21 protein-coding genes are annotated in these 22,411 nt (G+C 58.0%); 11 read left to right on the forward strand and 10 right to left on the reverse strand.

Going from position 1 to position 22,411, the window contains the following annotated elements:
• Positions 1–169: 169 nt before the first annotated feature.
• The 5 genes from rluB to M2366_RS02695 all read right to left on the reverse strand — a co-directional run bounded on the left by rluB (position 170) and on the right by M2366_RS02695 (position 4,461).
• Positions 170–1,093: a 23S rRNA pseudouridine(2605) synthase RluB gene (gene rluB, locus M2366_RS02675; protein ID WP_042040305.1), complete on the reverse strand. Its 924-nt coding sequence runs from the start codon at positions 1,091–1,093 to the stop codon at positions 170–172.
• Between the two features lie 142 nt (positions 1,094–1,235).
• On the reverse strand, positions 1,236–1,808 hold the full coding sequence (scpB, locus tag M2366_RS02680) for an SMC-Scp complex subunit ScpB (protein WP_259268882.1): 573 nt from the start codon (positions 1,806–1,808) through the stop codon (positions 1,236–1,238).
• Positions 1,809–2,014: 206 nt separating this feature from the next.
• Positions 2,015–2,839 (reverse strand): ScpA family protein, encoded by an 825-nt coding sequence (locus tag M2366_RS02685; protein ID WP_259268883.1) that lies wholly within the window; start codon positions 2,837–2,839, stop codon positions 2,015–2,017.
• Positions 2,840–2,870: 31 nt separating this feature from the next.
• Positions 2,871–3,491, reverse strand: coding sequence for an L-threonylcarbamoyladenylate synthase (locus M2366_RS02690; RefSeq protein ID WP_042040300.1), 621 nt, complete (start codon positions 3,489–3,491; stop codon positions 2,871–2,873).
• A gap of 82 nt (positions 3,492–3,573) precedes the next feature.
• Positions 3,574–4,461, reverse strand: coding sequence for an RNase RNM (locus M2366_RS02695; RefSeq protein WP_259268884.1), 888 nt, complete (start codon positions 4,459–4,461; stop codon positions 3,574–3,576).
• Positions 4,462–4,894: 433 nt separating this feature from the next.
• Here M2366_RS02695 and M2366_RS02700 point away from each other — a divergent pair, with 433 nt between their 5' ends.
• The 8 genes from M2366_RS02700 (at position 4,895) to M2366_RS02735 (ending at position 15,725) form a co-directional block, all read left to right on the forward strand.
• Positions 4,895–6,511 (forward strand): anthranilate synthase component 1, encoded by a 1,617-nt coding sequence (locus M2366_RS02700; RefSeq protein ID WP_259268885.1) that lies wholly within the window; start codon positions 4,895–4,897, stop codon positions 6,509–6,511.
• Positions 6,504–7,103 (forward strand): aminodeoxychorismate/anthranilate synthase component II, encoded by a 600-nt coding sequence (locus M2366_RS02705; protein ID WP_259268886.1) that lies wholly within the window; start codon positions 6,504–6,506, stop codon positions 7,101–7,103. Before M2366_RS02700 ends, M2366_RS02705 begins: the two co-directional genes overlap by 8 nt.
• Before the next feature lie 10 nt (positions 7,104–7,113).
• Positions 7,114–8,127 (forward strand): anthranilate phosphoribosyltransferase, encoded by a 1,014-nt coding sequence (gene trpD / locus M2366_RS02710; RefSeq protein WP_259268887.1) that lies wholly within the window; start codon positions 7,114–7,116, stop codon positions 8,125–8,127.
• A complete protein-coding gene (gene trpCF / locus M2366_RS02715) occupies positions 8,127–9,566 on the forward strand; it encodes a bifunctional indole-3-glycerol-phosphate synthase TrpC/phosphoribosylanthranilate isomerase TrpF (RefSeq protein WP_259268888.1) in 1,440 nt (479 codons plus the stop codon). The genes trpD and trpCF overlap by 1 nt, the downstream gene beginning before the upstream one ends.
• Positions 9,567–9,616: 50 nt before the next feature.
• Positions 9,617–10,825 (forward strand): tryptophan synthase subunit beta, encoded by a 1,209-nt coding sequence (gene trpB / locus M2366_RS02720; protein ID WP_224432524.1) that lies wholly within the window; start codon positions 9,617–9,619, stop codon positions 10,823–10,825.
• Entirely contained in the window at positions 10,822–11,628 is an 807-nt protein-coding gene (trpA, locus tag M2366_RS02725; RefSeq protein WP_259268889.1) for a tryptophan synthase subunit alpha, read from the forward strand. The genes trpB and trpA overlap by 4 nt, the downstream gene beginning before the upstream one ends.
• A gap of 1,057 nt (positions 11,629–12,685) precedes the next feature.
• Complete coding sequence (locus M2366_RS02730; protein WP_259268890.1) at positions 12,686–13,711, forward strand: YiiX/YebB-like N1pC/P60 family cysteine hydrolase; 1,026 nt, start codon at positions 12,686–12,688, stop codon at positions 13,709–13,711.
• A 142-nt stretch (positions 13,712–13,853) separates the two neighbouring features.
• Positions 13,854–15,725: an ATP-dependent endonuclease gene (locus M2366_RS02735; RefSeq protein ID WP_259268891.1), complete on the forward strand. Its 1,872-nt coding sequence runs from the start codon at positions 13,854–13,856 to the stop codon at positions 15,723–15,725.
• A 248-nt stretch (positions 15,726–15,973) separates the two neighbouring features.
• Here the strand turns inward: M2366_RS02735 and M2366_RS02740 are convergent, their stop codons facing one another.
• The gene (locus M2366_RS02740) at positions 15,974–16,507 is read right to left on the reverse strand and encodes a metal-dependent hydrolase (protein ID WP_259268892.1); all 534 of its coding nucleotides are present in this window, start codon (positions 16,505–16,507) and stop codon (positions 15,974–15,976) included.
• Positions 16,508–16,787: 280 nt separating this feature from the next.
• Between M2366_RS02740 and M2366_RS02745 the strand changes: the two genes are divergently transcribed.
• From M2366_RS02745 to M2366_RS02755, 3 genes are all read left to right on the forward strand, one after another.
• Positions 16,788–17,081 (forward strand): helix-turn-helix domain-containing protein, encoded by a 294-nt coding sequence (locus tag M2366_RS02745; RefSeq protein ID WP_259268893.1) that lies wholly within the window; start codon positions 16,788–16,790, stop codon positions 17,079–17,081.
• Complete coding sequence (locus M2366_RS02750; RefSeq protein WP_259268894.1) at positions 17,065–18,381, forward strand: HipA domain-containing protein; 1,317 nt, start codon at positions 17,065–17,067, stop codon at positions 18,379–18,381. Before M2366_RS02745 ends, M2366_RS02750 begins: the two co-directional genes overlap by 17 nt.
• Before the next feature lie 96 nt (positions 18,382–18,477).
• The gene (locus M2366_RS02755) at positions 18,478–18,720 is read left to right on the forward strand and encodes a DUF3297 family protein (protein ID WP_168234692.1); all 243 of its coding nucleotides are present in this window, start codon (positions 18,478–18,480) and stop codon (positions 18,718–18,720) included.
• 319 nt (positions 18,721–19,039) lie between these two features.
• On the opposite strand, the gene M2366_RS02760 is transcribed toward M2366_RS02755, so the two are convergent.
• From M2366_RS02760 to M2366_RS02775, 4 genes are all read right to left on the reverse strand, one after another.
• The gene (locus M2366_RS02760) at positions 19,040–19,408 is read right to left on the reverse strand and encodes a DUF1428 domain-containing protein (RefSeq protein ID WP_259268895.1); all 369 of its coding nucleotides are present in this window, start codon (positions 19,406–19,408) and stop codon (positions 19,040–19,042) included.
• Between the two features lie 61 nt (positions 19,409–19,469).
• Entirely contained in the window at positions 19,470–20,831 is a 1,362-nt protein-coding gene (locus M2366_RS02765) for an MFS transporter (RefSeq protein ID WP_259268896.1), read from the reverse strand.
• 347 nt (positions 20,832–21,178) lie between these two features.
• Complete coding sequence (gene cyoE, locus M2366_RS02770; protein ID WP_224432967.1) at positions 21,179–22,072, reverse strand: heme o synthase; 894 nt, start codon at positions 22,070–22,072, stop codon at positions 21,179–21,181.
• 5 nt (positions 22,073–22,077) lie between these two features.
• Positions 22,078–22,410, reverse strand: a complete 333-nt coding sequence (locus M2366_RS02775) for a cytochrome o ubiquinol oxidase subunit IV (RefSeq protein ID WP_224432513.1) — start codon at positions 22,408–22,410, stop codon at positions 22,078–22,080.
• Position 22,411 lies beyond the last annotated feature (1 nt).

The raw sequence follows: 22,411 nt of genomic DNA on the forward strand, positions 1-22,411 counted from the left end.
TGTATCCGATAGCCAGAGGCTAACAAGGAGCCAGGGCCGAGGCAACCTCCCTTTCCCGCGGACAGGGTTGAGGCGCACAGCCCCGGGCCCTGTGGCGCCCCCATAACGAACAGGGCCCGCACTGAGGAGTGCGGGCCCTGTTTTCGCGTCAGTCAGCATGACTGGCGGCTTACTTGCTGCCGGTACCCGAGTTGCGGGTCGAGGAGGTCGGCTTGCGACGGGCGCTCGCAGTGCGGGCACGGGGCTCCTGGCCTTGCATCTCTTTGTGGCGTTTGACGGCGCGGCGGATCTGGGCGGCCTGCTTGTGACGGGTGCTCTTGCCCTCTTGCTGCAGATCGACCTTGGATTCGGTCTCGTAGTTCATGTGGACCAAGCCGCGCAGGTAGTTCACTTCCTGCAGCTTGAGCTCTTTCCAGCCACCACGGGGGATGCCGCGATCCAGGGTAACGTCGCCGTAACGCACCCGCATCAGGCGGCTCACCTGCACTTCCTGAGATTCCCACAGGCGGCGCACTTCACGGTTGCGACCCTCGGTCAGGGTGACGTTGAACCACTGGTTCAGGCCTTCGCCACCGGCTGCCTTGATCTTGTTGAACTTGGCCAGACCATCTTCGAGCTGCACGCCCTTGCGCAGACGCTGCAGCATGGCCTCGGTGATCTCGCCAAACACTCGCACCGCGTATTCACGCTCCACCTGGTGGCTCGGGTGCATCAGGCGGTTGGCCAGTTCACCGTCGGTGGTGAACAGCAGCAGACCCGAGGTGTTGACGTCCAGACGCCCCACCGCTATCCAGCGGGCACCATCCATCTTGGGCAGACGATCGAACACGGTCGGACGACCTTCCGGATCGTGGCGGGTACACATTTCGCCTTCTGGCTTGTGATACGCCAGCACACGGCAGATCTGCTCTTCGGCAGCACGGGTCTTGATCTGATGACCATCCACCCGGATCACGGCGTTCACTTCGACGCGATCTCCCAGTGTGGCAGCCTTGCCATCCACACTGACCCGACCTGCGGTGATCAGGGCCTCCATCTCACGACGGGAGCCGTGACCCGCGCGGGCCAACACTTTTTGCAGTTTTTCACTCATCGGGGTTACCTGATTGTTGTTCCCTGTCCGGCATGCCGGGCAAGGGTAATGACTGTGGTGGATCCCAGACGGGGATCCGCCACCGCTTCAATGATTAAGATACCGCACTCACCAGATCGCACCGCTCATTCGACCGGCTTGCTCAATGGGGAGCGCTCTCCTCGCCCAGCATGGCGGACAAGGGTTGTTGCAGTTCAGGATCCAGCTCGGGGAGCTGTTCCAGGCTCTGCAGATTAAAATAATCGAGAAATTCTCGGGTGGTGGCGAGCAGCTCGGGCCGACCCACCACCTCTTTGTGGCCTATGCTGCGCACCCAGCCACGCTCTTTCAGGGTATTCACTATCTGGCTAGAGACCGCCACCCCACGGATAGCCTCGATCTCGGCCCGGGTTATCGGCTGACGATAGGCAATCAGCGTCAACGTCTCCAGCACGGCCCGCGAGTAACGCGGCGCCCGCTCGCTCCACAGCCGGGAGAGCTCTTCGGCATACTCCTGGCGCGCCTGAAAACGCCAACCGGAGGCGACCTCCTTGAGCTCCACCCCCCGCTCGCTGTAATCCTGCTTGAGCTCAGCCAGCAGCAGCTGCACGTAACGGCTGGTCACCGGATAATCCGCCAGCACGCCGCCCTTGAGTTCGCTCACCGTCAAGGGCCGACCCGCCACGAACAGCGCCGCCTCAAGCAGGGTCTTGAGCCGTTCAGCAGGCAGGGCCATGACCACTCTCCTCCAGACTTGTCAGACCGCGCTCGCCAAAGATGGCCGCAGCGCAAAAATCGCGGGGCGCAGCATACCACAAGTCGGCTGGCGAATTAATGAACTCTCGCGCGTGAATGATGACGATGGCCCCCGGTTCCCCTTCCGACGGGAGGGCCATGGCCGCCCCTGCCGCCATCGCGACGGGCAGGGCCAGCCACATTGACTCATTGCTCATGTCCGCTCGCCTCTTCTATCTGGCTCGCCAGGGCGAAATGGATAGGGCCCAGCGGCTCGGCCTGCAAGATCCAGATAAGCTGCTCCTTGCACAGCTCAAGCAGGGCCAGAAAACTGACCAGCACTCCCATGCGCCCCTCTTCGGCGCGCAGCACATCGGCCAGCTGCAGCGTCTGTCCCAGGGAGAGCAAGGCGAGAATTTCGGCCATGCGTACCCGGGTCGGGATCTGCTCGCGGCGGATCTGGTGATGCTCAAAATGCGTCGCGCGTTTTACCACACTTTGCATGTAGAGTGCGAGCTCGACCAGGGAGACATCGGGTGACAGCGGCTTGAGGGCGCCAAAGTCCGGTGGCAGGGCGGCGGCAATAAAAATCTCCCGCTCCACCCTGGGCAAGCCATCGAGCCGCTCGGCACCATGCTTGAAGCGCTCATACTCTTGCAGGCGGCGAATGAGAGTGACCCTGGGATCCTCCCCCTCGTCTTCGTCTTCCAGCTCGGGCGCCTTGGGCAACAGCAGCCGGGATTTTATCTCCGCAAGCCAGGCCGCCATCAGCAGATATTCGGCTGCCAGCTCCAGATTGAGCCCCTGCATCAGCTCCACATAGCACATGTACTGGGTGGTGATCTGCAGGATCGGCAGGTTGAGAATATCGAGTTGCTGGCGACGGATCAGGTAGAGCAGCAGATCCAGCGGCCCCTCGAAGGTTTCGAGAAACACCTCCAGCGCATCCGGGGGGATGAAGAGATCCTGGGGCAGCTCATGATAGGGCTGCCCCAGTACGGTCGCGATGGGTGTGGCCACCATCGGCGTCATCTTCTCCCTCTCATGGGATGGTGCGCTGGCCTCATTCAAACGGAGTGGGATCTCCGGCGCCACGGCGGCGCACCACGGGGTCTTCGTCGGAGAAGTCGACCACAGTGGTCGGCTGCTCGCCGAGGTAACCGCCATTGAGCACCAGGTCCAGCTGCTTGCCGAGCTTGTCGGCGATCTCTTCCGGATCGAACTCCGCCATCTCGGATCCCGCCAGGATCAGGCTGGTGGAGAGCAGCGGCTCACCGAGGGCCTCGAGCAGTGCCAGGGCAATGTTGTTGGCGGGCACCCGGATACCGATGGTCTTCTTCTTCTCGTTCATCAGGCGGCGCGGCACTTCCTTGGTCGCCTTGAAGATGAAGGTATAGGCACCCGGGGTATTGCTCTTGAGCAGACGAAACGCGCTGTTGTCCACCTTGGCATAGGTGGCTATCTCGGAGAGATCCCGGCACACCAGGGTGAAATCATGAGTGGGATCGATGCGGCGAATGCGGCAGATCCGCTCGAGAGCGCCCTTGTCGCCCATGTGACAGCCGAGGGCATAGCCCGAGTCGGTGGGATAAGCGATGACGCCACCATTTTGAATGATCTGCACCGCCTGGCTGATGAGACGGGCCTGGGGATTGTCTGGATGTACATAGAAATGCTGAGTCATATATTCCTCCCGGAATAGGGCAGGCTCATCCTGCCTTCAATACAATAGCCACTTTAGCACGCTGCCTATCGGCTGGCGCCACTCAGGTCGCACGGCTCGCCAACAAGCGCTGGTGCTCATCGCTGCTGAGTCCGAAATGGCCCGGATAGGCGAGCCAGAGCGGCGTGCCCTCCTTGGGCAGCCAAAGATGGCGGCCCAGCTCGGTCCAGTTGGACGGGAAGTGAAAATCAGAGCCGACCGACACATAGAGATCGTGATCCTTGGCCCACTGGCCCAGATTGGCGCGCTCCCCCGGGCTCTGCTGGGGCAAGGATACCTCCATGGCATCCCCCCCTGCGGCCTTGAACACCACCAGCAGCCGCTTGATCCACTTGGCGGTAAGATCATAACGGCTGGGATGGGCCAGCACCGCCAGGCCACCGGCACTGTGGATCACGGCGATCGCCGCCGCCATCTCGGGCCAGTCGGCCGGGGCATAACCCTTGTTGCCCCGGCTCAGGTATTTCTTGAACACCTTCTGCATGTTGTCGGCAATGCCGCGGGCCACCAGCACCCGGGCAAAATGCGCGCGAGTGACGGCGGCGTCGCCGGCCAGCTGCTTTGCCTCTTCATAGGTGCCGGGGATCTGGCACTTCTCCAGGCGCCGACCAATCTCCTGGGCTCTGGCCTCGCGCCGGGCGAGCTGGGCCGCAAGAAAATCCATCAACAGTGGATTTTTTTCATCCACCCCCAACGCCACTATATGGATCTCGTTATGCTCCCAGGCTGTGGAGATCTCGACCCCGCTCACCAGCCGCAGCGGCAGCTGCTCGGCGGTGATGGTGGCGCGCACTTCGTCAAGTCCGGCGAGGGTATCGTGGTCAGTGACCGCCAACACCTCTACGCCCTTCTCGGCGGCGCGGCGCACCAGGTCCCTGGGCGCCAGCACACCGTCGGAGGCTGTGGTATGGCAGTGCAGATCGAATCGCATTGGCTATCTCGCTCACATGGTTCAGGGCGAATTGGCAAAAGCGACTTGACTTGGTCGCCGCTTTATCGTTTTCTGTAGGCACTTCGATGCCAAGGGCATCCACTCGAATGACAGTCACAGGACTCTATCATGCAAACGACAATCACCCTGAACGCTAACTGGTGGTGGCACATTCCCTGACATGCGGGCGTGTGGTCGTTGCTGTACCTGTAATCTGACAGCAAATAAAGAACACAAAGAAAAAGCCCGCTGACCCCAGCGGGCTTTTTTATTATCCGGTAAATGGACGCGTGATGAAACCGATTAAACAGACATGGCGATGGCAACCCGACTGAAGCGGACAAAACCCACTCAATTTCAAGGAATAGAACGTCATGACTCGCTGTTTTCAATCCATAGGCACACGCCAAGTACCATCGCAAGGGAAGGCCTTATGACTCGTTTATCCCTGGGCGAATTTGACGCCCTCAAGCTCAACGCCCCTTATGTGGCCGACCCGTTGGCCCTGTTCACCCGGCTCTGTCAGGAGAGCCCCAACACCCTGCTGCTCGAATCGGTGGAGATAGACTCCAAGGCGGGCACCCAGAGCTTGCTGCTGGTCGATGCCTGCCTGCGCATCGAGTGCCGGGGCCGCAGAGTGCGAGTGCGCCCCCTCAATGACAACGGCCCTGCGCTGCAAGCCTTGTTGCGCGCTCACCTGCCGACCTTCATCAGCCAGGCTGATGCCGATGGCGAACTGGTGCTGGATTTTCCCGCCTCGGATCGGGAGCTGGATGAAGATAGCCGCCTCAAGGGCTATGGCGTGCTGGACGTGTTGCGCACCCTGCAGCGCGAGCTGCACTGCCAACTCGGCAAAGAGGCGCTCTTCCTGGCGGGCACCTTTGCCTATGACCTGATTGCCTCCTTCGAAGATCTGCCCCAGGTGCCGGAGGGCAGCAACGACTGCCCCGACTACTGCTTCTATGTGGCCGAGACCCTGATCACCATAGATCACATCAAGCAGAGCACCCAGCTCAGCGCCTGCCTGTTCGGTGGCGAAGGGGACCTGGACGAGCGCTGTGCCCGGCTGACCGACCGCTTGGCGGCCCTCAAGCTGGCCTGCCAGCAGGACCTCGCCGTCACGCGGACCGCCCCCGTGCTGACGACGGGCATGAGCGTGGACAAGAACGACAAGCAGTTCTGCGCCGAAATCGAGCGGCTCAAGGGCTTCATCCGTCGGGGCGACATCTTCCAGGTGGTGCCGTCGCGCAGTTTCTCCCTGCCCTGCCCCGACCCGCTCGCCGCCTATCGCCGCCTCAAGCAGACCAACCCCAGCCCCTACATGTTCTATGTGCAGGATGAGGGCTTCACCCTGTTTGGCGCCTCGCCGGAGAGTGCAGTCAAGTTCTGCGCCAAGAGCCGCGAGGTGGAGATGTACCCCATCGCCGGTACCCGCCGCCGTGGCCTCAACCCCGATGGCAGCATTAATCTGGATCTCGATGGCCGCATCGAGCTCGAACTGCGCCAGGACGAGAAGGAGGTCGCCGAGCACCTGATGCTGGTCGACTTGGGCCGCAACGACATCGCCCGCATCTCCGAGCCCGGCACCCGCTACGTGAAGGACTTGCTCAAGGTGGATCGCTACAGCCATGTGATGCACCTGGTCTCCCGGGTGGTCGGCACCCTGAGATCCGATCTGGATGCTCTGCACGCCTATCAGGCCTGCATGAACATGGGCACCCTGACCGGCGCCCCCAAGCTGCGGGCCAGTGAGCTGATCCGTGAGGTGGAAGGGCGCAGACGCGGCAGCTACGGCGGCGCCGTCGGCTACCTCAACGGCGCAGGGGAGATGGATACCTGCATCGTGATCCGCTCTGCCTTCGTCAAGAATGGCATCGCCCATGTCCAGGCCGGTGCCGGTGTGGTCTATGACTCCAAGCCCCAGATGGAGGCGGACGAGACCCGCGTCAAGGCTGCCGCCGTGCTGGCCGCCATCGCCGCCAGCCATGGCACCTCACTGCAAGCCCTGAGCGCCCAGCAGGAGCAACATAAGGACGTGAGCCATGACTAACATCTTCCTGCTCGATAACTTCGATTCGTTCACCTACAACCTGGTGGATCAGTTCCGCACCCTCGGCTATCCGGTGCGCATCTATCGCAACAGCCTGCCGGCGACCCGCATCATGGCGGAGATAGAGTCCTGTGGTGGCGACGCCGTGCTGGTGCTCTCCCCGGGCCCTGGCGCCCCCCATGAGGCCGGCTGCCTGATTGATCTCATCAAGCTGGCCCGCGGCCGTGTGCCCATCCTAGGCATCTGCCTCGGCCATCAGGCCCTGTGCGAAGCCTATGGCGGCACCGTCGGCGCCGCCGGCGAGATAGTCCACGGCAAGCGCTCCCTGATAGAACACAACGGCCACGGCGCCTTCGCCGGTCTGCCGAGCCCCCTGCCGGTGGCGCGCTACCACTCCCTGGTCGCCACCTATGTGCCGGAAGAGCTGCAGGTGATTGCCCACTATCAGGGCATGCCCATGGCCATCGAGCAACAGGATGAGCGAGTGCTCGGTTTCCAGTTCCATCCCGAGTCCATATTGACGTGCGAAGGGGCCCGCCTGCTCACCCAGGCGCTCGCCCATATCACCCGTCCAGTTAGTAGTGTGCGGTAAGGAGACCCTCATGCAGCATCATCTCAACACCCTCTATCAGGGACAGTCTCTCACCCGCGACGAAGCCCGTGACGCCTTCGGTCAGGTGGTGCGCGGCGAAGTGGATCCCATAGTGCTCGCAAGCCTCTTGACTGCCCTCAAGCTCAAGGGCGAGACCCCCGAAGAGATAGCTGGCGCCGCCGAGGCGCTGCTGGCCGAGGCCCGGGATTTTCCGCGCCCCGATTACCCCTTTTGCGACATCGTCGGCACCGGCGGTGATGGCCTCAATACCATCAATGTCTCCACCACCTCGGCCCTGGTCGCCGCCGCCTGCGGCCTGAAAGTGGCCAAGCATGGCAACCGCTCGGTCTCAAGCAAATCGGGCTCGAGCGATCTGCTCGACAAGATGGGCATCAGGCTCGACATGAGCCCGGCACAGGCCCGCCGCTGCCTTGATGAGCTCGGTATCTGCTTCCTGTTCGCCCCCCAGTACCACGCCGGGGTACGCCATGCCATGCCGGTGCGCCAGGCCTTGAAAACCAGGACGCTATTTAACGTCTTGGGGCCGCTTATCAACCCCGCCCGCCCCACCTATCAGCTGATGGGGGTCTATGCCCCCGAGCTGGTGCGCCCCATCGCCGAAACCCTGCTGGCCTTGGGATTGAAAACCGGTATGGTGGTGCACGGCGCAGGCCTGGACGAAGTGGCCATTCATGGCCCGACCCAGGTCGCCGAGATCCGCGATGGCGAGATTCGTGAGTACTTGCTCACCCCGGCCGATTTCGGGCTCGATACCTACCCGGTCAGCGCCATTCAGGGGGGCGAGCCGGAAGAGAACCGGGCCATCACCGCCGCCATCCTGGCAGGAGAAGGCACCCAGGCCCACAATGCCGCCATCGCCGCCAACGTGGCCCCGCTGCTGGTGATGGCAGGCAAGGCCCCGGATCTCAAGCGTGCCGCCGCCCAGGTACTGGCCAAGCTCGCCAGCGGCGAAACCAGCGCCCTCGCCCAGGCGCTGGCCACCCTGAGCCATCAGGAGGCATGATGTCAGCGGGACTCAACACCACTAATCGCAGCAAGGATATCGAAATGCTTAACCACCCCTCCCTGAGCCAGACCATTCTCGGCAACATTGTGGCTGCCAAGCAGGAGTGGGTGGCGGCCCGCAAACTGGCCCAGCCTCTCGCAAGCTTCCAGGGTGCGCTGCTGCCCAGTGACCGCGACTTTGAGGGGGAACTGCGGGCAGGCGGCACTCGCTTTATTCTCGAATGCAAGAAGGCCTCTCCCTCCAAAGGCTTAATCCGCGACGACTTCAGCCCCGAAGCCATCGCCGATATTTATGGCAAATACGCCACCGCCATCTCGGTACTGACCGACGAGAAATTCTTTCAGGGGGATTTCGCCTTCCTGCCCAGAGTCAGGGCCAGGGTCAAGCAACCCGTGCTCTGCAAGGACTTCATGATAGATCCCTATCAGGTCTATCTGGCCCGCCACTATCAGGCGGACGCCATCCTCTTGATGCTCTCGGTGCTGACCGATGAGGGTTATCGCACCCTGTTCGCCGTCGCCAGGGAGCTGGGCCTCGGGGTCTTGACCGAGGTGAGCAACGAAGAGGAGCTGGAACGTGCCATCGCGCTGGGCTCGCCGGTGATCGGCATCAACAACAGAGACCTGCGGGACATGAGCGTGAGCCTGGATCGTACCCGCCAGCTGGCGGCGCGGATCCCAGGAGATCGGGTGGTCATCAGCGAGTCCGGCATCCAGGATCGCAGCCAGGTCGCCGACCTGCGTCGCCATGCCAAGGGCTTCCTGGTGGGCTCCTCCCTGATGAGCGAGCCGGATCTGGAGGCGGCGGTACGAAGGCTTGTCCTGGGTCAGAACAAGGTGTGCGGCCTGACCCGCGCCGAGGATGCCACCGCCGCCCACCAGGCCGGCGCCGTGTTTGGCGGCCTCATCTTCGTGGCCAAGAGCCCGCGCTATGTGGATATCCCGAGCGCCCGCACCGTGATGGCTGGCGCACCGCTTAGCTACGTGGGGGTATTTCGCAATGCCCAGCCCCAGACCATCGCCAAGACGGTCGAGGCCCTCGGGCTCGTCGCCGTGCAGTTGCACGGGGAGGAGGACGCCGCCTATATCGAGGCGCTGCGCCCCCTGTTGCCCGTCCACTGCGAGATCTGGAAGGCGGTCGGCATCACGAGCGGCGAGCCGCTGCCCGCCCTCGACTTCCCGGCAGATAGGCTGCTGCTGGATACAAAAGTCGGCAGCCAGAGCGGTGGCACCGGCCAGGCCTTCGACTGGACAGTGCTAGACGGGCTAGACAAGTCCCGGCTGATGCTGGCCGGTGGGCTCAATCCGGACAATGCCCTGAGCGCCGCCCAGGTCGGTTGCCTGGGCCTCGATTTCAACTCCGGGGTGGAAAGCGCCCCCGGCCAGAAAGATGCCAGCAAGCTTGAGGCCGCCTTTGCCGCCCTCAGGCAGCTCTAAGCTCTCGCTTCTATCGATTCGCATTTTATGAATAGGACAAGGAATAGACCATGACTCTGCTCAATCCGTTTTTTGGTGAATTTGGCGGTATGTATGTACCCCAGATCCTGATGCCCGCCCTGCTCCAGCTGGAGAAAGCCTTCGTGGATGCCAGGGAAGATGCCGCCTTCGTCGAAGAGTTTCAGACTCTCTTGACTGAGTATGCTGGCCGCCCCACCCCGCTCACCCTGGCGCGCAACCTGACCCGTGGCACCCAGACCCGCCTCTACCTCAAGCGTGAAGACTTGCTGCACGGCGGCGCCCACAAGACCAACCAGGTGTTGGGGCAGGCCCTGCTCGCCAAACGCATGGGCAAGAGCGAGATCATCGCCGAGACCGGCGCCGGTCAGCACGGGGTCGCCACTGCCCTTGCTTGCGCCCTGCTCGGCCTCAAGTGCCGGGTCTATATGGGTGCCAAGGATTGCGAGCGCCAGAAGCCGAACGTGTTTCGCATGAAGTTGATGGGCGCCGAGGTGATACCGGTGCATTCGGGCTCAAGTACCCTCAAGGATGCCTGCAACGAGGCGCTGCGTGACTGGGCTGCCAACTACGAAACCGCCCACTATCTGCTCGGCACCGCCGCAGGTCCCCACCCCTTCCCGACCATAGTCCGTGAGTTCCAGAAGATGATCGGCGAAGAGGCCAAGGTGCAGTGCTTCGAGAAGGAAGAGCGCTTGCCCGATGCGGTGATCGCCTGCGTCGGCGGCGGATCGAATGCCATCGGCATCTTTGCCGACTTCATCCCCGAAGAGGGGGTGCGCCTCATCGGCGTCGAGCCCGGCGGCCACGGCATCGAATCTGGCGAGCATGGCGCGCCGCTCGGTCATGGCAGCAAGGGGGTCTTCTTTGGCATGCACTCCTACCTGATGCAGGACAAGCAGGGGCAAATTCAGGAGTCCTACTCGGTCTCGGCGGGGCTTGACTTCCCCTCGGTCGGCCCCCAGCACGCCCATCTGGCCGCCATCGGCCGCGCCGAATATGTCTCCATCACCGACAAAGAAGCCCTGGATGCATTCCAGGAACTGGCCAGAAGCGAGGGCATCATACCGGCGCTGGAGTCCTCCCACGCCCTGGCCCACGCCCTCAAGATGGCGCGCAGCGAACCAGAGAAGGAGCAGGTGCTGATCGTCAACCTCTCGGGCCGTGGCGACAAGGACATCTTCACCGTTGCCGATATTTTGGAAACCGAGAGCTTTGACAAAGAAGGAAGCCGCAAATGAACCGCTACGCACAACTCTTCTCCCGTCTGGAACAGGCCAAGCAAGGCGCCTTCGTCCCCTTCGTGATGCTGGGGGATCCCACCCCTGAACTCTCCTTGGCCATCGTCGATGCCCTGGTCGAAGGGGGCGCCGATGCGCTCGAATTGGGCATCCCCTTCTCCGACCCGGTAGCGGACGGCCCCACCATTCAGGGCGCCGCCCTGCGCGCCTTTGCCAGCGGCACCACCCCGGATGGCTGCTTCCAGCTGCTGACCCGCATCCGCGCCAAGTACCCCCAGATGCCCATTGGCCTGCTGGTGTACGCGAATCTCGTTTATGTGCGCCACATCGACGGTTTTTATGAAAAGTGCCAGCAGGCCGGGGTGGATTCGGTGCTGGTGGCGGACGTGCCGGTGCAGATGTGCGAGCCCTACAAGGCCGCCGCTGACAAGTTCGGCATCGACAGTATCTTCATCGCGCCGCCCAACGGCGACAACGAGACCCTCAAAGCCGTGGCGGAGCTGGGCAGTGGCTACACCTATCTGGTGAGCCGTGCCGGTGTGACCGGTGCCGAGACCAAGGCTGGCATGCCGGTGGAGGGATTGATCAACACCCTCAACGAGTTCAAGGCCCCCCCTGCCCTGCTCGGCTTCGGCATCAGCGATCCCCAGCAGGTGAAGGAGGCCATCAAGGCGGGCGCCGCTGGCGCCATCTCCGGCTCCGCCGTGGTCAAGATCATCGAGACCCACCAGCAGGATCCGGATCACATGCTCATTCGCTTGAAGGAGTTTGTGCAAGGGATGAAGGCGGCGACCAATAAGTAGGGGCAGGTATAGGGTCAGATGCCGTTGACCCTAACCAGCCAGCCAGCCAGCCAGCCAGCATAATGGGAGCCCACTTGGGCTCCCTTTTCTATTTATCTCTTTTGCTTCCTATATCTTTGTCCCCTCTCCCTCCGGGAGAGGGGCAGGGTGAGGGGAGTCAGGGTTCCCCGAAGGTTACCGATTTGATGGGTGCCCGTAGGTTCGAATAGGGTCGTGTATTCGGACATTCGCGGATTGGATGTGATGGCGTGGCTTTGCCACGCAGGATGCGAGGGCCCTGCCCTCGACGGGGTTTCGCCCGCCCTTCGGGCTGGGGCGAGTGACTTTGGAAAGACCCAAAGTCACCAAAGGTCTTCTCCCCCGCTTATTCGCCCGACTGACGTCGGGTTCCTTCGGCTCACCCTCTTGTCCAACGGCACGCGCCGATGGGCCGTCCATGGCCCAACGCCACTCGCTCGGCATCCTGCCTCGCGGCCTGGACAAGAGGGCTCACCTCAGCGAACAAGAGGGGGATCAAAACTGTGCCAGCCCTCAACTCCCGTCTAACTGCAAACAAGCTCCCTCTCCCTCCGGGAGAGGGTTGGGGTGAGGGGAGTTTTCGCACTTCTGCTCACCCAACAGCTCACTTAAAAAGGCAGTTGCTCACTAATTGATTGAGCCAGCTCAGGTTTCTATCAACTTCCTCTTTCAATGTCTCAATCCGGCCCCTTATGATAGCAATCGACACTCTGTCTCTAGGGAGAGCGTCATGGCAGCGATGGTTGCTATCTCGCAGGTGAAAGGCAGCAGACTGGGAGCTGGAGATCAGAGGCGGTAGCCTTGCTGACGCATGCCACAACCGACTCTTTATCTTTGTTTTTATACCGTGTGTAATGTGTAGAGCAAAAAAGAGAAGGCAAGAGAATACGCTCAGATATCAGAGGTAAACTGGTGATCTAATGATTTTATTTTCTCTTGGCAACTATCAGGGCAGACCCGAGTTATATTTAAGGCTAGGCTATCGGATTATGCCACCCTCTATCTAATCACCGTTAGCAAGCTATGGATGACGATAAGTATGTATCTCTTAAATAAAGAAAAATTAAAAGTAGGTGACTTGATTTTTACGCGTGACGAAAGTCCGACAAGTAGGGCTATTAGAAAGTCACTAGGCTGTGATTACTCTCATGTATTAATTTATGTAACTGACTCTTCTTGTATCCATGCTGATGGTGATGGTGTCCACTCTGTTAATATTCAAAGAATGTTATTCAAAAACTCTAATGACGTCCAAGTTATGAGATGCATTGAAACAAAGGAATGGACAGAGGTTAGATTAAAGGAACTTTGTAAACTAGCCAGGTCTCAAATAGGTACTGAATACACTAAAACTAAAGCATTGAAAGCAGGAATTGCGTACAAAACAGGCTTTAGTAAAAAGTCTAAAAATGAACCACTTCAGTTTTGTTCGAAGTTAGTAGCTGAATCTTATGAATATGCCGGTATAAAAATTTCAAAAGACTATACGCTGTGTACTCCTGCAGAGTTGTTATTATCAAAAAGCTTTTCTGTAATTGAGTCTGTTTCTGAAGTTGCAACTGAAGAGGAGATTGAGTTTGCCAATGACTCAATGAAAAACTCAGTATCAAAACAAACTAACATAACGAATGAGCTTCTTAGGAACGTCAGGGCTATTTCAAACAACAAAATTCAAACCATCGAAGATGTTTTAGATTTAGCTCTTCACAATGTGGAATTAGATAAAGCTGTAGCAAAGATAATCAATGAGAGTGGTTATTTAAAAATGTGGGCTGATGATATCGTAAAAAATCAATCAAGGTATTTCAAGATTAATTACCCAGATAGTGTAATTAAAATTATGAACGAAGAAGGTCCTCAAAGAGAGATAAATATGGCTAATGAGGATATAGAACGATTTAATGAATATCGCTATGGCTTATTGCAACGTAAAGCAAAGCAGCCCTTTGATTCAGAGACTTTATTGCAACACATTAACCTTTATCAAATATTGATATCTCTTGCCTATCAAAGAAAAGAAGTTTTCGAATATATTTTAAAAAGAAGGATGCAAATAGTTTGCTAGCAAGGCGCTTAAGTCAGCCTCATCCGTGAACGCGTGCCAAACTCGCTATCGCTCATACATGGCAAATATTCACTCACAGCTTAGCATTATAACGTGACGTGTTTTTAGCCCGCCGTTATGCGCCAAGCATGATTAGAGAAAAATGGGTAAAAATATGATTGAGAAAAATATTGATATCTCTATTCCGCAACTATGGGGCGAGCATCATTTCAATAAAAACAAATGGGGTTACATAAATTACATCGTTGGTCCTAACGGCACAGGGAAGACTCTCCTTGCTGAACAGTTAAAGAGTCAATTTAGTAATGGTGGATTTAAAGCAAGATATTTAAGCGCAGAAAGGTTAGTTGGTCTTGAGAAAAAACACGAAGGTCGATTTGGTGGTGGTTCCTTAGCTCAAGGATTTGATATTTCGTTATTTGAAGATTATAAGCGCAGAGCTGAAGGACATGGTCTTTCTTCCTCAGGAATTATCATACTAAAAGAAAGGCTTGATATTAGAATTAAAATTGAAGCCTTACTTTCAGATATATTTGGCAAAACCATAAGATTGGCAGAACAAGGTGGTTTTTTAAAGCCGATGATGCAAAACAAAGCGTCAGGGAATGAGTATGGTTTAAGCGAAAGTGAATGCCATGGATTAAAAGAACTAATTACTCTGCTTGCTTTTCTTTATGAACCAGAAAAAAACTGCATAATTTTCGACGAGCCTGAACTTCATCTACACCCGCAATACCAGTCATTTTTTCTCGAAGAACTGAGAAAGGTCGCGGGGAACCCTCTCGAAGATCCAAGTAAGAAAGTCATTTTTCTCATAACACACTCCCCATATTTCATTGATATAAAATCACTCAATGATTTGAAGAGTATACTAGTCTGCGGGCCAGGAAAGGTTCCTACATACATCTCTGATTTAGACGAAAATGATCAATATGTTTTAAATAGATTCCTGCCTAGGTTTAATACTCACCATAAGCAATTCTTCTTTTCACCTAATCCAGTTTTCGTGGAGGGCTATACGGACCAGCAATTAATTTCTATTCTTTTTGAAAGGCTTGGAATCAATGTTGGTGCTTCTGGCTCGTGTGTAATTGATGTCGGAGGCAAAGATGAGCTTGGTGTCTTTTACCGATTGTGCCAAGCGCTTAAGGTTGATTGTAGAATCATCGCTGATTTAGATGCACTCTTTCGAGGAAGATTGAGAAGTGTAATCTGTGAAGATGATAGAGCCAATTTATATATTCAAAGTAATGGAATTGGGGTAAGTGTATCTGCAGAGATTGGTGATTTAGAAAGCAAGTTATCTTTGCTAGCTGACCATGTGATCAACAACGATTTTGACATTGAGCAGGTTAAATCTCTAAAAGCTAGGCTAGAAGACTTTTCAGATGAAGAGACCCACAAAAAAAGAGTAACTATGCTTTTAGGAATAATTAACGTTAGATCTATTCTTAGCAATGTCTTCAATGGTGATTTGCTTGCTAACTTTAATCTTGTTTCTGGTCGACTTGAACAATTACTAAACGCTTTCAAAACAACGAATACATATATTTTCCCGAAGGGTGAGATCGAGCATTATTACACTCAGTCTAAAGTTGATTATCTGAATATTAATAATAAAGATGCTTGGTTTCATTCCGAAAGAGATTACCTGCTCGAGGTGAACAGCGCAGAGCAACTTCGTCAAGAATATGTAGAATTGCTGAATATAGTCAATCAAGCGGTTCCCGTAGTGGAATTGGAGATACGAAAACATGTGACTTTTGAAGTCTTTGAGTGGATACATAGAGTCCAGACAGGAATTGCAAAATTAGAGATAAAAAATGAGGAAGATCTAAAGAGAAGTGCAAAAGTAAATTACACTCTTTATCAGCAAATTCTAAATCTAGAAAGTCTGACCATTAATGGCGACCTAACATTTGAATGCATTATATCTATTAATAAATATTTCATTGATGAAGAAATTAAAATAATTTTTAATCAAGAAACCAATGCGCACTCGTTTAAAGTGTAAGCGTATAACAAGTCAAAGCGCTCGGACGCAGCAGAGCTGCACCGGTGTTTGATGCGTTAGGCTCCATCACTTCGCGCCAGCAAACGGGTTGAGGTCGGGAGCATGTGCCCACAGCCAAAAGCACCAAAATTTATGACACCCATCTTTCTGAACAAGGTGTTGCATCACCAGAGTCAAAGAGATGGGTGTCCAAGTTCTGATTTTTTGCTCAGCCACGATATATCTAACCACCCTCTCTAATCCCGCCACTACCTCCCCCTTCCCCACACCCGCCATCCCATCAATGCCAGCATCAGCACAGCTCCCGGCAGCCAGACCCAGTAGAGCTCGGAGAGGATCACCGCTTCGCCTCGGGCGGTGAGATAGGCTTCCAGCTTGAAGGGGGCAACCCGGATCACCTGCCAGGGGGCGAAGAAACGCTCGTCACGCCACGGCCAGAGCCAACCACCCCCCTTGCCGCCGGTGGTGAGGGAATCGAGCAGGCTGTGGGAGAGCAAAGAGACCAGCAGAAACGACCAGACGGTAGCGGCGCTGGCCTTAAGCTTGCGGTGAAACAGCATGGCCAGAGTGGGCAGGGCAAAGGCGAACAGCAATGAGTGGGTAAAGCCGCGGTGGCCAAAGACATGGCCGTAGGCGACCCCCAGCTTGAAGGCGAGCACATCGGCATCGGGCAGCATGGCGATGGCAACCCCCGCCAGCAGCAGACGCGGCGGAATAATCCGGCTACCAAGCCCGAGCCCAAGGCAGAGGGGCACGGCGGCGTGGGTGACTATGGTGGGCACAGGGTGAAGCTCCAACTGAAAACTGTTTCCTACCCTACCCCCGCTCGGTGAAGTGAACATGAAGTTCAATACTGCTCTGCAAGCGACATCCTCCCGGCCCCTCGACCATCCCCCAGACCAGCCCTCACCACCTTCCCGCTCTAAAAAGTGAATTCCTCTACACTTTTCTCTCGCAACCAGTACCAGGACCATAAAAAGTGCACTATCGTACACTTTTGATTGCTGTCTGCTCTTACCATGAGTTAAGGTGTAACAACCTACACTTTTTTTCGTGATCATGATGGCAGACACATCGTTGCAAACCGGCCCGAAAGAACTGGATCCCGCCTCGCTGGGGCTGGCGATACGCGAGAGGCGCAAGGCCGCCAGGATGACGCAGGAGGTGACGGCCTCACTGTGCGGCATCTCCAAGAAGACCCTGATCAAGATTGAAAAGGGGGGTGATGTCTACCTCTCGACCCTGTTGCAAGTGATGAAGGCGCTGGGGCTGAGGTTGCAACTGGTGCAAGAAGCGGGCTCACAGGTAGCGAGCGGCAACAGCCAACCAGAGGTCGGTGATGATGAGTGGTTCTGAGCGCCATCGGCTGGAACTTCGGCTGGGTAATCAGCTGATCGGCCATCTCGAATATGACTCCAACCGGGATGCGTTTCAGCTCGGCTATACACCTGAGTGGCAGGCGCGCGGATTCCCGCTCTCCCCCCCGCTGGCGCTGGATGGCTCGGCCAGCAGTGCCCAGATCCGGGCGTATCTCGGCAACTTGCTGCCAGAAAATCGCGGGCTGGAGCACCTGATTGAGGCGCTCTCCGTTTCGCGCAGCAATCTCTTTGCCCTGATCCACGGCATAGGTCGCGATGTCTCCGGGGCTGTCACCTTTACCCTGCCCGCAGAGCCCGACGTCCCCACCCAGTTTCGCCCCATCACCCCGGAAGAGCTGTTGCTACGCCTCGATCAGCCCGAGATCTGGCCGCTGGAAGTCTGGGATGGCCGCCCCCGCCTCTCGGTTGCGGGCGTGCAGGCCAAGCTCAACCTGCTGCGACTCGAGGGGGCGCTGGGATTTGGCGAGGGCGAGCTCTGTTCCACCCACCTCCTCAAGTTCGAGCACCATCCTCATCTGGTGATCAATGAATTTGTGACCATGCGGCTGGCCGCACTGCTGGGCATGCCAGTGGCACAGGTCGAGCTGCACAGGGTCGGCCAAGGCGATAAGTCCCACCGAGGTTTGCTGGTGGAACGGTTCGATCGGCGCCTCGATGAGGATGGCTTGAGGGTGCGCCGTCGCCATATGATCGATGCCTGTCAGGGGCTGGGGTTTCCCGTCGCCCGAAAATATGAACGCAACTTCGGTGACGGGCGGGACGTGGCCCATATTCGGGAAGGGGTGAGCCTGCCACTGCTGTTCAGTCTCAGCGCCCTCTGTGTCAATCCGGCGCAGGCCAGACTGGACATGCTGCAATGGCTGCTCTTCAACCTCTGCGTCAACAATCACGATGCCCACGGCAAGAACTACAGCTTCTTCGTATCAAAAGCAGGGCTGATGCCCACCCCCTGGTACGATCTGGTCAATGTGGGGCTTTACCCCGAGTTCAACCAGCATTTGGCCATGGCCATCGGCGACGAGTTTGCTCCCGAGGCGGTCAACGCATGGCAGTTGCTGGAGATGGCCGAGGCATGTGAGCTGCCCAAACGCCTGTTGCAGCAGACCTTGCACAAGATGGCCAGCGACATACTGCATCATCTTGATGCCGCCATCGCCCTGGTTGAGACAAACAATCCCGCCGAACTGGCTTATCTGGCGCGTTACAGAGACGACGTTGAGCGCCGTTGCCACCATTTTCAGGCGCAGGCGACGCTGTTGCCCGAGCTGCAACTGTAGCCGGGCCTTGTCCACCCCTGGGACGCAACCCAGCCTTGAGCCCATGGCGGGCATTGCCTACAATGACCCACTTTTTATCAAACTCAGGTAAATAAAATGAGCGACAACAAACCGGCACTGCCCGACCATCTGGCGGCCAACCCGCGCAGCCCGCACCATGTGGCAGAGTGCTTCGAGCACGAGATCGGCATTCGCGTGAACGGCAAGGAGCGCACCAATGTCGAGGAGTACTGCATCAGCGAAGGTTGGGTGAAGATCCCCTCCCCCAAGGCCAAGGATCGCTACGGCAACCCCATGCTGATCACCGTCAAGGGCACCGTCGAGGCCTTCTACGCCTAAGCCGCCCTGACCGCGTGCCCCCTGCAGGGGCGCGACCCTGTTATCCCAAGACACCGGCCTCGCGCCGGTGTCTTGTTTTGGGCGCTTGGCGCCAGGCTCAGGAAGGCGGCAACTTCATCGACTCTGTGCATGGCCGGGGTAGCGATCTTGCCCCCTTATCTGCCAGTTCCGGCCTGAACGCCGTGCTGGTAGAGGCCATGGCGCCACTGGGATAGGGAACAGGGGCCAAGGGGATGGCAACACAGTGCCCTGATGCGGGCCCCGATAAAAAAGAGGCCCACCATCAGGCGGGCCTCTTCTTTATGTTAGGGAAAGCAGCTCATGCGTTGAGTTCAAGCACCGTACTGAACCCGCCGAAGATCATGCGCGCGCCATCGAAGGGCATGGTCTGGTGCATGGGGCTGGCCGGATCCATCCTGGGGTCCTGCATCATCCTGGTCATGGCGTCATCCCGGATGGCCTTGCTCGGCCACTCGACCCAGGAGAAGACCACGGTTTCATCCTCCTTGGCCGCCACGGCGCGGTAAAAGTCGGTCTGCTTGCCGTGGGGCACATCGTCCCCCCAGCACTCCAGCACTCGGGTCGCACCGAACTCGAGGAAGAGGGGATCAAAGTGCTTGGCATGGTCAATCATGGCCTGCTTGTTGGCCGTGGGCACGGCAATCACGAATCCATCGACATATGACATAACAGCCTCCTTGTTGAGGATCTCAGCATAGCAATGGGTGCTGTGTACCGCTCACCCCCCATCAACCGGCGACCAGCTGCTCCAGATCGCTGCGCTTGATGCGCCGCGAATCCACCTTGACGTAGAGGGAGCGCTCGGCGCTGTCGAGCAGCACATCCTTCACCCCTTCACGGGCGCGCACCTTCTGCTCCAACGCCTCGGTGGCCGCCACACCCTCTGGCAGCACGATGCGCAAGCTGCTGACATAGGGCGGCTCCTGCATGGTGAGGCTGACCCCGAACCAGATCAGTGCCAGCACGGCGCAGCTGCCAAACACCAGGGTGGCGCCCCCCTGGCTGTAGAGCAGGCCCCCCAGGCTGCCGCCGATGGCCACCCCGAGGAACTGACTGGTGGAGTAGACCCCCATGGCGGTGCCCTTGTAACCCGGCGGCGACTCCTTGCTGATCAGCGACGGCAACAGTGCCTCCATCAGGTTGAAACCGATGAAGAACAGCTGCAAGCCGGCCAATATGCCCCACAATTGCAGACCCGACTGCCAGAGCACCACTTCCGCCCCCAGCATCAGCAGCACGCAGATCTGGAATACCCGCTTCATCTGCCTGCGCTTCTCGGCGTAGATGATGAAGGGCACCACGCTCACAAACGCAATCAGCATGGTGCACAGGAATGCCTTCCACTGCTGGTCACGGGGCAGCCCCGCCTGCTCGAGCAGGGGCGGCAGCGCCACGAAGCTCGACATCAGCAGGGTATGCACGCAGAGGATGCCCAGGTTGAGCTTGAGCAGCCGGGGGTTGGCAAGCACCCTCTTGAGCCCGCCCTTGACCAGACTGGACTCGCGGTTGAGCAGATGCGCCTTCGGGGCCGGCACCCACCAGAGGGTGATGGCGATGCCGCCAAAGGCGAGCAGGGCTATCAGCCAGAACAGCCCCGAGAGGCCGATGGCATGGGTGATGAGCGGCCCCGTCACCATGGCGATGGCGAAGGTGATGCCAAAGCTGATGCCGATGAAGGCCATCGCCTTGGTGCGATTCTGCTCGCGGGTCAGATCCGAGAGCAGGGCCATGACGGCGGCGGAGATGGCACCGCTGCCTTGCAGGGCGCGGCCGAGGATCACTCCCCAGATGCTGTGGGTCAGCGCGGCCATGACGCTGCCCAGGGCAAACATCAGCAGGCCGCCGACGATGAGCGGCTTGCGACCGATACGATCCGAGAGCAGGCCGCAGGGGATCTGCAGCAGGGCCTGAGTCAGGCCATAGATGCCGATGGCGATGCCGATCAGGGTTTCGGTGGCGCCAGCCAGAGACATGCCGTAGGTAGTCAGTACCGGCAGCACCATAAACATGCCGAGCATTCGCAGGGAGAAGAGGGAACCGAGTGCCCAGGTGGCACGCAGTTCACCCCGGGTCATCTTGAAATCATGCATGACGGCCTCAGTGTGATTGGAGGTGTGTGGTCGGGATAGTGGCCGAGGAACCGGTGGTCATGGGTAGCAAATACCGGCGATGGCGCTGACGCCGTCGCCTGGGAGAAAACAGACCTGGCCCTTGGCCATCCCCATATAACAACAGAGCCGGGAAAGTTCCCGGCTCTGGATTCTACTCATTTTCAGGGCAAGATGAACAAGCCGATCTCTACTCTGAGGGCGACCGCAAGGTTCAAGGCAACATGCCCAGTAATACCGGCGCCGCATCCGGCTGGAAGTCCACCGACATCATCACGCTCAGGCAGGTGAAGATGATGACGACGATGGAGAACATCGTTGAGCCAAGATCAAGGCAACATGCCTACCAATATCGGCGCCGCATCCGGCTGGAAGTCCACCGACATCATCACGCTCAGACAGGTGATAGTGACAATCGAGAACATGAACAGCTTGCGGGCCCACAGGGAGTCATCGACCGCCTGCTTGTAACCCGACAGGGCCATGCCCAACCACCAGACGCTCACCGCCGTCGCCACGATCAGGTACTTGTAACCGGCGTAGCCGCCGAGGAACAGCATCAGGGTCGGTACCATGAAGGCCAGGATGTAGAGGGTAATGTGGTGCTTGGCCACAGAGATGCCCTTCACCACCGGCAACACCGGGATGCCCGCCGCCTGATAATCCTTGAAGCGGAAGATGGCAATCGCATAGGAGTGCGGCATCTGCCACAGGCTGAAGATAGCCAGCAGGATCAGGGCGCCCGAGTCAAACTGGCCGCTCACCGCGCAATAACCGATGACGGGGGGCGCGGCGCCAGACAGGCTGCCAATCAGGGTGCCATAGACCGAATGACGCTTCATATAGAGGCTGTAGACCCCCACATAGACAATGAAGCCAAACACGGCCAACAGCGCCGCCAACGGATTGGCCGCCCAGTAGAGCAGCCCGACCCCGGCGATGCCGAGGGCAGTCGCGTACCAGAGCGAGACGCCGGGGGCGATGAGCCCCCTCACCAGGGCGCGGTTCTTGGTGCGCTCCATGATGCAGTCGATGTCCCGGTCGATGTAGTTGTTGAACACACAACCGGAGGCGACCACCAGGGAGACCCCCACCATGGTCATGATGAACAGGGGCAGATCCAGGCTCCCCTTGGAGGCCAGCAGGAAACCGCCGATAACCGAGATGAGGTTACCGAAGATGATGCCCGGCTTGGTCACTTGCAGGTATTGCTTCATCATCACACCACTCAACTTGGCATCATGTTGATGTTGAGGTTGTACATGATCCACAAGGACCCCCCCACCACGATGGCGATGATGAGCACGGTAAACACCAGGGCCACCAGGTTCCAGCGCTCCTCGGAGGAGGTGTTCATGTGCAGGAAGTAAGCCAGATGCACGAAGATCTGGATGACGGCAGTGGCGACCACAGTGCCCAGGATGAGGTGATGGGAGGCGGAGCCGTCCATCACCATCCAGAACGGGATGGCGGTCAGTATCACCGAGAGCACGAAGCCTATCAGGTACGTCTTGGCGCTGCCGTGGCTGGCGCCGTGATTGTCAACGACATGATTGCTCATT

Origin of the sequence: Aeromonas sp. BIGb0405 (assembly GCF_024807335.1) — a bacterium.
GTDB lineage: Bacteria > Pseudomonadota > Gammaproteobacteria > Enterobacterales > Aeromonadaceae > Aeromonas > Aeromonas rivuli.

Excerpts from the sequence above, each read along its gene's own strand:
- trpD (WP_259268887.1), top strand. The coding sequence starts at position 7,114 with ATGCAGCATCATCTCAACACCCTCTATCAGGGACAGTCTCTCACCCGC.
- M2366_RS02700 (WP_259268885.1), top strand. The coding sequence starts at position 4,895 with ATGACTCGTTTATCCCTGGGCGAATTTGACGCCCTCAAGCTCAACGCC.
- M2366_RS02745 (WP_259268893.1), top strand. The coding sequence starts at position 16,788 with ATGGCAGACACATCGTTGCAAACCGGCCCGAAAGAACTGGATCCCGCC.
- M2366_RS02705 (WP_259268886.1), top strand. The coding sequence starts at position 6,504 with ATGACTAACATCTTCCTGCTCGATAACTTCGATTCGTTCACCTACAAC.
- M2366_RS02760 (WP_259268895.1), bottom strand. The coding sequence starts at position 19,408 with ATGTCATATGTCGATGGATTCGTGATTGCCGTGCCCACGGCCAACAAG.
- rluB (WP_042040305.1), bottom strand. The coding sequence starts at position 1,093 with ATGAGTGAAAAACTGCAAAAAGTGTTGGCCCGCGCGGGTCACGGCTCC.
- M2366_RS02685 (WP_259268883.1), bottom strand. The coding sequence starts at position 2,839 with ATGACGCCGATGGTGGCCACACCCATCGCGACCGTACTGGGGCAGCCC.
- M2366_RS02730 (WP_259268890.1), top strand. The coding sequence starts at position 12,686 with ATGTATCTCTTAAATAAAGAAAAATTAAAAGTAGGTGACTTGATTTTT.
- M2366_RS02755 (WP_168234692.1), top strand. The coding sequence starts at position 18,478 with ATGAGCGACAACAAACCGGCACTGCCCGACCATCTGGCGGCCAACCCG.
- M2366_RS02735 (WP_259268891.1), top strand. The coding sequence starts at position 13,854 with ATGGGTAAAAATATGATTGAGAAAAATATTGATATCTCTATTCCGCAA.
- trpB (WP_224432524.1), top strand. The coding sequence starts at position 9,617 with ATGACTCTGCTCAATCCGTTTTTTGGTGAATTTGGCGGTATGTATGTA.
- M2366_RS02775 (WP_224432513.1), bottom strand. The coding sequence starts at position 22,410 with ATGAGCAATCATGTCGTTGACAATCACGGCGCCAGCCACGGCAGCGCC.
- trpA (WP_259268889.1), top strand. The coding sequence starts at position 10,822 with ATGAACCGCTACGCACAACTCTTCTCCCGTCTGGAACAGGCCAAGCAA.
- trpCF (WP_259268888.1), top strand. The coding sequence starts at position 8,127 with ATGTCAGCGGGACTCAACACCACTAATCGCAGCAAGGATATCGAAATG.
- M2366_RS02690 (WP_042040300.1), bottom strand. The coding sequence starts at position 3,491 with ATGACTCAGCATTTCTATGTACATCCAGACAATCCCCAGGCCCGTCTC.
- scpB (WP_259268882.1), bottom strand. The coding sequence starts at position 1,808 with ATGGCCCTGCCTGCTGAACGGCTCAAGACCCTGCTTGAGGCGGCGCTG.
- M2366_RS02750 (WP_259268894.1), top strand. The coding sequence starts at position 17,065 with ATGATGAGTGGTTCTGAGCGCCATCGGCTGGAACTTCGGCTGGGTAAT.
- M2366_RS02695 (WP_259268884.1), bottom strand. The coding sequence starts at position 4,461 with ATGCGATTCGATCTGCACTGCCATACCACAGCCTCCGACGGTGTGCTG.
- M2366_RS02765 (WP_259268896.1), bottom strand. The coding sequence starts at position 20,831 with ATGCATGATTTCAAGATGACCCGGGGTGAACTGCGTGCCACCTGGGCA.